This is a genomic window from Bradyrhizobium sp., from assembly GCF_035484855.1.
Taxonomy (GTDB): domain Bacteria; phylum Pseudomonadota; class Alphaproteobacteria; order Rhizobiales; family Xanthobacteraceae; genus Bradyrhizobium.
This window is the reverse complement of the sequence record NZ_DATHOP010000203.1, coordinates 40,301-48,997: the sequence shown is the minus strand read 5'-3', so window position 1 is coordinate 48,997 and position 8,697 is coordinate 40,301. Positions and strand designations below refer to the sequence as shown.

Genomic DNA, 8,697 nt, shown 5'->3' with positions numbered 1-8,697 from the left:
TGTCCTTGGCGTGGCGCAGCCGATCGAGGAAATCCCGAAACTCGGTCTGCTCTTCTTCGAGGCGCCTCAGCGTCTCGACACGGTATTCGTCAAAGGCGCGGTTGCCGCTCGAGGGCGGACCGAAGCCGAAGCTGCCGAAGCCGCGACGCTCCATGCGGCCGCGCATCCGCTCCATCTTGTCCTGCATGCGCTGCATCTTGTTTTCGAAACGGTCCGAATGGCTCCAGCAACCCATTTTCGTGCTCCTGAGTGTGAAAAAGAGGAAGGCAAGTCCGACCGGCCACCAGAACAGGAAGCCGAGAATGGTCCCGATCACCATTCCGGGATGGATATGCATTTGCGGGCGGTAGGGCTCGCTATCGGGGCTGCGCCATCGATTAACATCTGCGGTGTAGGCCATTTCCCTCTCCATGACGGCGTCACGCCGTTGTGAATGTAAATAACATTTACATACGTAAACCATCCCGGATTTTTGTCAAGCCGGGCGCAGGCCGCCCATTAAAATTTATTTAGGGGTGCCCCAAGGACCTGAAGGAGCACCTGAAGGAGGGCCCGCCGGCGGCACGGACGGTTTTTGATCCGCCTGCCCTTGCTGGGCCGATGCCCGGCGGTCGATCGGAAAACCGAGGCCGCGCAGATAGATCAGCACTTCGGCTTCCAGCAGATCCTCCGCCGTCATCGGCAGCTTGCGGCGCGCCGCATCGCCGCGCGCAAACAGCGAAGCCACCCCATGCGACATCGACCAGATGTGCAGTGCCATCATCAACGCCGGCGGACGCGGCGTGCCGGGCGGCGCCAGCGCGGCGAGCCGCTCCGCGGCCGCGCGAATCACCGCAAAGGCGCGCTCGCTCGCGGCCATCAACGCGGGACTGACGTCGACCGGGAGCCCGGATTCGAACATCGCCGAATAATACGCCGGCTCGGCGCGGGCAAAGGCGAGATAGGCCTTGCCGACCCGCTCGAACGCCGTGACCGTGTCGGGACGGCCATCGTCCCACGCCGCCGTCAGCCTCGCCTCGAACTGCTCGAAGCCGCGCTGCGCAATCGAGGAAAGCAACTCGTCGCGATCGCGGAAATGCCGGTAGGGCGCTGCCGGACTGACGCCCGCCATCCGCGCCGCGTCGGCGAAGGTGAAACCGGCCGCGCCCTTTTGCGCGATCAGATCGAGCGCCGCCTTTAGCAGCGCCTCTTTCAGATTGCCGTGGTGGTAGCCGCGCTCGGCGCGGCGCTCTTCCTTGCGCCAGCTCATGTGAAAGGCTTTTACATGAGCCGCGCGCAAAGGTCACTAGCGAGGAGGTTCCCGGCAGGGCCGCCGCGCCACATTCATGTGAATGAACGCGGCCGCAACCGGCCGTTAACCACCCGGGATCGGCAGCACCGGCATGATCTCCACGGCTTCGCCCGGAAAGATCGCAAAGTGCGGATGGTTTTCGAACATTTTTGCGGCGGCCTCGTGGGAAGCGGCGCGAACCACGGTAAAGGCGCCCATCTCGTTGCCGACGTCGGCAATGCCATTGGCGCCGACCCGCTTGGTCTTGCCGAGCGGGCCGCCCATCTCGGCGAGCGCGGCCTGGTGCTTCTCCACCCAGGCCTTCCAGGCGGCGATGCCGGCCTTCTCCCTGGCCTTTCGCTCGGTCTCGGACAGCGCGTTCCATGCGGCGAACTTCGCGCTGGTCTTGCTGCCGACGAAAACGGCCAGATAGGTATCGCTCATCGTAGATCTCCCTTGTTGATGGTTCGATCAGTTCTTGCGGCCCTGCAATTCGGCAAATCCCGCCGCCGCTTGCTGAATGTCGGCAGGAAAATCCGCCATTTCCTGCACCTGGCGGATTTCGATGGTCTCGTTGCTGGAAGCCGGGCAGCGCTTGGCCCATTCGATCGCCTCCTCGCGCGACCTCACCTCGATCATCCAGTAGCCGCCGATCACTTCCTTGGATTCGGTGAACGGGCCGTCGGTCACGACGGGCTTGCCGGTCGCGAACGACACCCGCGCGCCCGTCGACGGCGGATGCAATCCGTCGAGCGTGATCAGCACGCCGGCGTTCTTCAGCGCCTCGTTGTATTTCATCATCGCGGAGACCGCCTCGGCCGGCGGCATGGTTCCCGGCGCTGCCGTCTCGTAACCACCGGGGATCATCAGCATCATGAATCGCATCATCGCTCTCCGTTTCGATTTGGCTCGTCAGACCTGGCGTTTGTGGCCGCTTGTTGAAAAGACGAATCGGATATCGGCCTGCCGACACGCCGCGCGGAATTATTTCGGAGGTGGCTTTCTTCTCCCCTCCCCCCGCTTCGCGCAGCGACGTGGCGGGGAGGGGAGAAAAAGTCAGCCCGGGAACATCGCAAAATACGGCTCGGCCTCCTTCAGCACCCGCGCGAAGGAGGGCCGCGCCTTCAGGCGCTCGAGATAGGCGGTCACATTCTTGTTGATATCGCCGACCGGCACCACCCGGTTGGCGTAGAACAGCGCCGGCGCCGCGGCGCAATCGGCGAGCGTGAAGGCCTCACCCATCGCCCAGTGCCTGTCCGCCATTTCCTTGTCGATCATGCCGTAGCATGACGCGATCCGCGCCTTTGCTTCGTCGACACCAAACGGGTCCCAGTTTCCCGGCGGCCGCAGCCGGTCGCCGACCACCTTCTGCATCGGCAGATGCACATAGAGATCGTAGAAGCGGTCGCGCAGCCGCGTCTGCCGGGCGCGGTCGGCGTCGGCGGGAATGAACCGGGTCGCCCCGGGATAATGATCATCGAGATATTCGATGATGATGCTCGTTTCCGGGATGACGCGATCCCTGGCCTCGTCGCGGAGCACCGGAAACTTGCCGATCGGCCACAGTTTCAGGAGCGCCGCGCGCTCCTCCGCGTTGCCGAGATCGACCATCACAGGCGTGAACGGCGTATCGTTTTCATACAAGGCGATCAGCGTCTTCCAGCAGAACGACGACAGCGGATGGTAGTAGAGCTTGAGAGACATGAAGAAACTCCGGATTGGCTTTGGGTTTGCCTGGCAAAGGGGATATGAACACATCATTGTGCGCGGATTTGGCGTATCGAAAGATCGTGATCCCTGTTAAACTAGGGCAACATCAGAATTCGCACCATGAGCGCCAACATGACCCTCGCATTGCTGATCATCGGCTCGATCCTGTCGATGTACCTGGCCGGTCGAATTGCCGAACATCGAGGACGCAGCTTCAAGGTATGGGCGTGGATCGCTGCCATCATCGGACCGCTGGCGCTTCCGCTGGTGTATCTGTTCCCGAATCTCGGTGACAGGAACGGCAATCACGCCTGAGGCCCGAAACGTTCGGCCGATCCATACCGCGGCCCTCAACCTCACACCGCCTCCCACCTTCTTACCATCTCCGCAGCACCCTCCGGCGTCGCTTCGAAAATCGGCGACGCCAGCACCGCGTGAAGATGCAGCGTCACGGTGCCGGAATTGCGAAAGCCGTGCTTGCGCCCGGCCGGCACGACCAGCGACTGGCCCGCGGACACAATGACGCGCTGCTCCTCCATCCACATCTCGGCCTCGCCCTCGCGCACGGTCAGCACCTCCTCGACCGGATGCGAATGGGTCGGCGCGCCGGTGCCGGGCGCGACCCATTGCTCGAAGATACATAATTGCGTCGCGCCGGTGCGGGCGGAGACCAGCATGCGGGTTTCCACGCCGGGGCGCCACGCCTCGGCCGGGGCGGCGCTGATGTCGCTGACCTTCATGATTTCAGGTCCTTTGTCTTGCTGACATTGTGCGGTTAAGAAAGCAGACCCTTGGCTTCCGTGCTAGGGACAAACGCGATCATCACAGCGAGGAATGACCCCCATGGCCGCTGCCCCGCAAAAAGTCGCGCTGGTGACCGGCGCCGCGCGCGGCATTGGGCTGGCGGTGGCGAAAAAATTTCTCGCCGAGGGCTGGCGCGTGGCGCTGCTCGACATCGAGGGCGAGCTGCTCTGGAACAGCGTCGAGGTGCTGGGCTCTACCGGCAACACGCTGGGACTGCATTGCGACGTCTCCGATGCCGGCGCCGTGGACAGCGCGTTCGCCGAAATCGAACGGCGGTTTGGCCGGCTCGATGCGCTGGTCAACAATGCCGGCATCGCCGTGTTCGCGCCGCTCCTGGAAACCTCCGACGACGACTGGCGGCGCGTGCTGGAGGTCAACCTCACCGGGCCGTTCCTCTGCACCAAGGCGGCGGTGCCGCTGCTGCGCGAGCATGGCGGCGGCGCGATCGTCAACATCACCTCGATCTCGGCGGTGCGCGCTTCCACGCTGCGTTCGGCCTACGGCACCAGCAAGGCAGGACTTGCGCACCTGACAAAACAGCTCGCGGTCGAATTGGCTTCGCTGGGCATCCGCGTCAACGGCGTCGCGCCGGGGCCGGTCGAGACCGCGATGGCGAAGGCGGTCCACACGCCGGAGATCCGCGCCGACTATCACGACGCGATTCCGCTCAATCGCTACGGCCTCGAGGAGGAACTGGCGGAAGCCGTGTTCTTCCTGTGCAGCGACCGCGCGAGCTACATCACCGGACAGATTCTCGCCGTCGATGGCGGTTTCGATGCCGCCGGCATCGGCTTGCCGACCCTGCGCGGCGAGCGACGGAACGGGTAGGTCTTCTTCCTCTCCCGCCCTTGCGGGGGAGGGCCGGGGTGGGGGTGCCTCAGCAGGTCGACTCGTCGAGAGTCCCCCACCCGTCGCGCTTCGCGCGCCGACCTCCCCCGCAAGCGGGAGAGGTAAGCAAAATTCTTGCTGCTTGCTCCATCACCACCTAGTTGATGGGTGAACCGATCGAAGGAGGTCGAGCATGCGGACAGCTTTCGTCAGGACAATTCTGCTCGCGGTCGTGCTGGGCGCCCTCGCCTCGCCGCCGGCGCAGGCCGAGGTCCGCATCCTCGCGAGCCCCGGCGGGCAGGTCGGCCCGTTCCTCGACCTGTTCGAGCGGGTGCGCGATTCCGGCGAGCGCGTGGTGATCGACGGTCCCTGCCTGTCGGCCTGCACGCTGGTGCTGAGCATGGTGCCGGCGGAGCGGATCTGCGTGACGCGGCGGGCGGTCCTCGGATTTCACGCCGCGCGCTCGATCGACCGCCGCGGGCGGATGTATGCCGAACCGGAAGCCTCCGAAGCCGTGCTTGCGGCCTATCCGGCCGCGGTGCGCGGCTGGATCCGCAGCCGCGGCGGATTGACCTCGCGCCTCTTGCTATTGCGCGGACGCGAACTCGCGGCGTTCTATCCGAGCTGCCGGTAGAGATTCGTAGGGTGGGCAAAGGCGCCTCTTGCGCCGTGCCCACCACGATCGTGCGGTCTTAAAAGGCGGTGGGCACGCTTCGCTTTGCCCACCCTACCTTTCTTCATTGCCCCTCGAGCGGACAATTGACCATCCAGGGGATGCCGAACTGATCGGCGCCCATGCCGAATCCCTTGGAGAAGAAGGTCTTGCCGAAGGGCATATGGACGCTGCCGCCTTCGCACAGCGCCTTGAACTTGCGCTCGGCCTCGGCCGGGTCGGCTACCGACAGCGAGACCGAAAAGCCCTGCGGCTTGTGGAAATGCGCCGGCGGCGCGTCGGAGCCCATGATGATCTCGCCGTCGATCGATATCCGGGCGTGCATGATCTTCTTCTTCCATTCCGGCGGCGTCGGCATGTCGGCCGGCGCGCCCTCATGGGTCAGCATCATGACGATTTTGGCGCCGAGCACCTTCTCGTAAAACTTGAACGCGGCCTCGCAATTGCCGTTGAAGTGTAGATAGGGACTGACCTGCATCGCTTGCTCCTTTGGCTGACAAAACTTCCGATGATCGCGGTTGGGAGGTCCGGTTAGTTCTCGGTGAGCCGTTTCAGATTGGCGAGGCCAGCCTCAAAATCCTTGCCGATCATCTTGTCCATGTTGACGAACACGTGCATCACCTTCGCCATGAAGACCAGCGGGCCATGCATCGCCCATGTCAGGTTGGTGGCATCACCCTGCGGCAGCATTGTGAACTCGGCGGTGTTGTGGGCCTCGAATGGTTTCAGGAAATCGAGCTTGATGACGATTTTCGACGGAACCGATACGTCGAGGATCTCCATGCGGCCGGAACCGACATTCTTGTTGCCGTCCCAGGCATAGACCGCGCCCTTGCCGCTATTGGCGCCGCTGAAGCTGCGCTGCATCGCGGGGTCCCTGTTTTCCCATGGCGACCACGATCCCCATCGATGGAAATCGGAGATCACGGCGAAGATTTTTTCCGGCGGCGCCTTGATGGTGGCCGCGCGCTGGACTTTGAACGTATCCGGCCTGGTCGCGGCGAGGATCAGGACGATCACGATCGCGACCGCGAGCACGATGGCGATGATGGCAATGATCTCAAGCATGGCAGGCTCCGTGTCGGTGAAATGATCGGCAAGGCAAATCAGCGGCGGAAGGGCAGCAACGTCCGCAGGCTCCCGTCACGCAACCATAACCCGCCCCATACCATCAACCCGAGATAAAAGCCGAACAGGACATGGGTGAACAGCGGGCTGCCGATGCGCAGGTGCGAAGCCATCGCACCGCCGAGATATCCCGTCAACAGGATCGCGCCGACGAACGAGGTCGGCGGGATCGCGTAGAGAATGGTGCAGACGAGACTGATGACGCCGAGTGACCGCGCCAGTGTTTCGCTCGAACCGTAGCCGATCTTCTCCATCGATTCCGTGACCACCGGCCACGGCACCAGCTTGATGGCGCCGTCGAACAGCATGAACACAATGACCAGGCCGCTGAGAACGCGGCCCAGCAAGCGTTCGGGTTTTGGAACCGGCGTTTCCGCCGCAATCGTCGACATGGCTCTCTCCCTGGAGATCGGTGATGCATGCCTTCAGGACGAACAAGGCCGGCGCGGGACGACAGGGGGATGAAAAAAATTGACTCGTCATGCCCGGGCTTGTCCCGGGCATCCACGTCTTTCTTTCAGCAGCGAGACGAAGACGTGGATGGCCGGGACAAGCCCGGCCATGACGAAGAAATCTTTCCCTTCCCCCTTGTAGGAGAAGGAAAAACTACTTCGCCTTGGCGCCGTGCGGGGTGCTGTCGCGGATCAGGCGGTCGAGATGCATGCGGATGTGGGCGGCCTCGGCCGAGGTGTTGGCGAGCGCGATGGCGCGGTCGAAGGCGATGCGGGCCTCGTCGTTGCGGCCAAGCTGCATCAGGAAGGCGCCGCGCACGCCGAAAAAATGGAAATAATTCGACAGCCGCTCGCCGAGCGGCTCGATCATCTCCAGCGCGGCCTCCGGCCCCCTCACCTTGGAGACCGCGACCGCGCGGTTGAGCGTCACCACCGGCGACGGTTGCATGATTTCGAGCGTCCCATAAAGCAGGTCGATCTGCGCCCAGTCGGTATCTTCGGGTTTTGCCGCGCGCGCATGCAGCGCCGCGATCGCCGCCTGGACCTGATAGGGCCCGCTGCGGCGATGGCGCATCGCCTTGTCGATCAGCGCCAGCCCCTCCGCGATCATCTTGCCGTTCCAAAGCGAGCGGTCCTGGTCGTCGAGCAGGATCAGCGCGCCACTGGCGTCGAAGCGCGCCGCGCTGCGCGCATGCTGCAGCAGCAACAGCGCGGTCAGCCCCATGATCTCGGGTTCGCTCTGGAACAGCCGCAGCAACAGCCGCGCCAGCCGGATCGCTTCCTCGCACAGCGGCGCGCGAATCTCGGCGGTGTCGCCGCCGGCCGAATAGCCCTCGTTGAAGATCAGGTAAATCATCGCAGCGACCGCCGACAGCCGCTCGCTGCGCTCGACCGCGCCCGGCGTCTCGAAGGGAACGCCGGCGTCCGCGACCCGCGCTTTCGCTCGCGTGATGCGCTGCTCCATCGCGGCCTCACTGATGAGGAAGGCGCGCGCGATTTGCTTGACCGTCAATCCGGAGACGATGCGCAGGGCGAGCGCGATCTGCTGGGTTGCCGGCAGCTCGGGGTGACAGCAGATGAACAACAGCCGCAAAATGTCGTCGCGGTAGTGCGAGCCGTCGAGCCGCTCGGCGATCTGCTCCTCGGCATCGTCGAGATCGGAGATCGCCTCGTCCTCGGGCAGCGGCTTAAGCTTGCGACGGCGCCTGATATCGTCGATAGCGACATTGCGCCCGACCATGATCAGCCAGGCGGCGGGATCGCGCGGCGGACCGTTCTGCGGCCAGCTCTTCAGCGCGCGTAGCGAGGCGTTCTGGAACGCTTCCTCGGCGGTGTCGAGATCGCGGAAATAGCGTAATAGCGCGCCGACCGCCTGGGGACGCGCCGAGGTCAGCGCGGTATCGATCCAGGCGGTGTCGGTCACGTCAGGGCGCTCCCGGGGTTCAGCATCCCAACGGGACGGATTTCATAGGCGCCGCCGGGATTGGCGGCGCCAAGGTCGCGCGCGACCTCGAGCGCGGCGTCGAGATCCTTGCAGTCGACGATGTAGAAGCCGAGCAGCTGCTCCTTGGTTTCGGCGTAGGGGCCGTCCAGCACCACCGGCGGACTGTCCTTGCGCAAGGTGGTCGCCGAGGTCGTCGGCAACAGCCGCGCCACCGGGCCGAGCCGGCCCTGTTTCGCGAGTTTGTCCTGGACCACGGTGAGCTTCTGCATCACAGCGGCGTCCTGTTCCTTGCTCCAGGAACCGACAAAGTCCTCATCATTGTAGCAAAGGATGGCGTAGAGCATGCGCAAGGTCTCCATTAGGCCCGAGGACGTTTCAGTAGGCGTGG

14 protein-coding genes are annotated in these 8,697 nt (G+C 64.0%); 3 read left to right on the top strand and 11 right to left on the bottom strand.

Annotation, left to right across the window (positions count from 1 at the left end):
- From VK804_RS23100 to VK804_RS23080, 5 genes are all read right to left on the bottom strand, one after another.
- On the bottom strand, positions 1-400 hold a 400-nt coding region (locus VK804_RS23100), incomplete at its 3' end, for a DUF2852 domain-containing protein (RefSeq protein ID WP_325374536.1).
- 105 nt (positions 401-505) lie between these two features.
- Entirely contained in the window at positions 506-1,249 is a 744-nt protein-coding gene (locus VK804_RS23095) for a TetR/AcrR family transcriptional regulator (protein ID WP_325374534.1), read from the bottom strand.
- A 105-nt stretch (positions 1,250-1,354) separates the two neighbouring features.
- Positions 1,355-1,714 carry a hypothetical protein gene (locus tag VK804_RS23090; protein ID WP_325374532.1) on the bottom strand — a complete coding sequence of 120 codons (360 nt, stop codon included), beginning with the start codon at positions 1,712-1,714 and terminating at the stop codon, positions 1,355-1,357.
- A gap of 27 nt (positions 1,715-1,741) precedes the next feature.
- Positions 1,742-2,155 carry a YciI family protein gene (locus tag VK804_RS23085; protein ID WP_325374538.1) on the bottom strand — a complete coding sequence of 138 codons (414 nt, stop codon included), beginning with the start codon at positions 2,153-2,155 and terminating at the stop codon, positions 1,742-1,744.
- Between the two features lie 171 nt (positions 2,156-2,326).
- Positions 2,327-2,974 carry a glutathione S-transferase family protein gene (locus VK804_RS23080; protein ID WP_325374530.1) on the bottom strand — a complete coding sequence of 216 codons (648 nt, stop codon included), beginning with the start codon at positions 2,972-2,974 and terminating at the stop codon, positions 2,327-2,329.
- 138 nt (positions 2,975-3,112) lie between these two features.
- Here VK804_RS23080 and VK804_RS23075 point away from each other — a divergent pair, with 138 nt between their 5' ends.
- Positions 3,113-3,295, top strand: coding sequence for a hypothetical protein (locus VK804_RS23075; protein ID WP_325374528.1), 183 nt, complete (start codon positions 3,113-3,115; stop codon positions 3,293-3,295).
- A gap of 41 nt (positions 3,296-3,336) precedes the next feature.
- Here VK804_RS23075 and VK804_RS23070 read toward each other — a convergent pair whose 3' ends face one another.
- The gene (locus VK804_RS23070; protein ID WP_325374526.1) at positions 3,337-3,720 is read right to left on the bottom strand and encodes a cupin domain-containing protein; all 384 of its coding nucleotides are present in this window, start codon (positions 3,718-3,720) and stop codon (positions 3,337-3,339) included.
- A 103-nt stretch (positions 3,721-3,823) separates the two neighbouring features.
- Here VK804_RS23070 and VK804_RS23065 point away from each other — a divergent pair, with 103 nt between their 5' ends.
- Together VK804_RS23065 and VK804_RS23060 are read left to right on the top strand one after the other, a co-directional pair.
- Entirely contained in the window at positions 3,824-4,612 is a 789-nt protein-coding gene (locus VK804_RS23065) for an SDR family oxidoreductase (protein WP_325374524.1), read from the top strand.
- A gap of 193 nt (positions 4,613-4,805) precedes the next feature.
- The gene (locus VK804_RS23060) at positions 4,806-5,246 is read left to right on the top strand and encodes a hypothetical protein (protein ID WP_325374522.1); all 441 of its coding nucleotides are present in this window, start codon (positions 4,806-4,808) and stop codon (positions 5,244-5,246) included.
- A 103-nt stretch (positions 5,247-5,349) separates the two neighbouring features.
- On the opposite strand, the gene VK804_RS23055 is transcribed toward VK804_RS23060, so the two are convergent.
- The 5 genes from VK804_RS23055 to VK804_RS23035 all read right to left on the bottom strand — a co-directional run bounded on the left by VK804_RS23055 (position 5,350) and on the right by VK804_RS23035 (position 8,653).
- Positions 5,350-5,763 (bottom strand): VOC family protein, encoded by a 414-nt coding sequence (locus tag VK804_RS23055; RefSeq protein ID WP_325374520.1) that lies wholly within the window; start codon positions 5,761-5,763, stop codon positions 5,350-5,352.
- Positions 5,764-5,816: 53 nt separating this feature from the next.
- The gene (locus tag VK804_RS23050; protein ID WP_325374518.1) at positions 5,817-6,353 is read right to left on the bottom strand and encodes an SRPBCC family protein; all 537 of its coding nucleotides are present in this window, start codon (positions 6,351-6,353) and stop codon (positions 5,817-5,819) included.
- A 38-nt stretch (positions 6,354-6,391) separates the two neighbouring features.
- Positions 6,392-6,805 carry a DoxX family protein gene (locus VK804_RS23045; RefSeq protein WP_325374516.1) on the bottom strand — a complete coding sequence of 138 codons (414 nt, stop codon included), beginning with the start codon at positions 6,803-6,805 and terminating at the stop codon, positions 6,392-6,394.
- Between the two features lie 214 nt (positions 6,806-7,019).
- Positions 7,020-8,288, bottom strand: a complete 1,269-nt coding sequence (locus VK804_RS23040; protein WP_325374514.1) for an RNA polymerase sigma factor — start codon at positions 8,286-8,288, stop codon at positions 7,020-7,022.
- Entirely contained in the window at positions 8,285-8,653 is a 369-nt protein-coding gene (locus VK804_RS23035; RefSeq protein ID WP_325374512.1) for a YciI family protein, read from the bottom strand. Before VK804_RS23035 ends, VK804_RS23040 begins: the two co-directional genes overlap by 4 nt.
- Between the last annotated feature and the right edge of the window lie 44 nt (positions 8,654-8,697).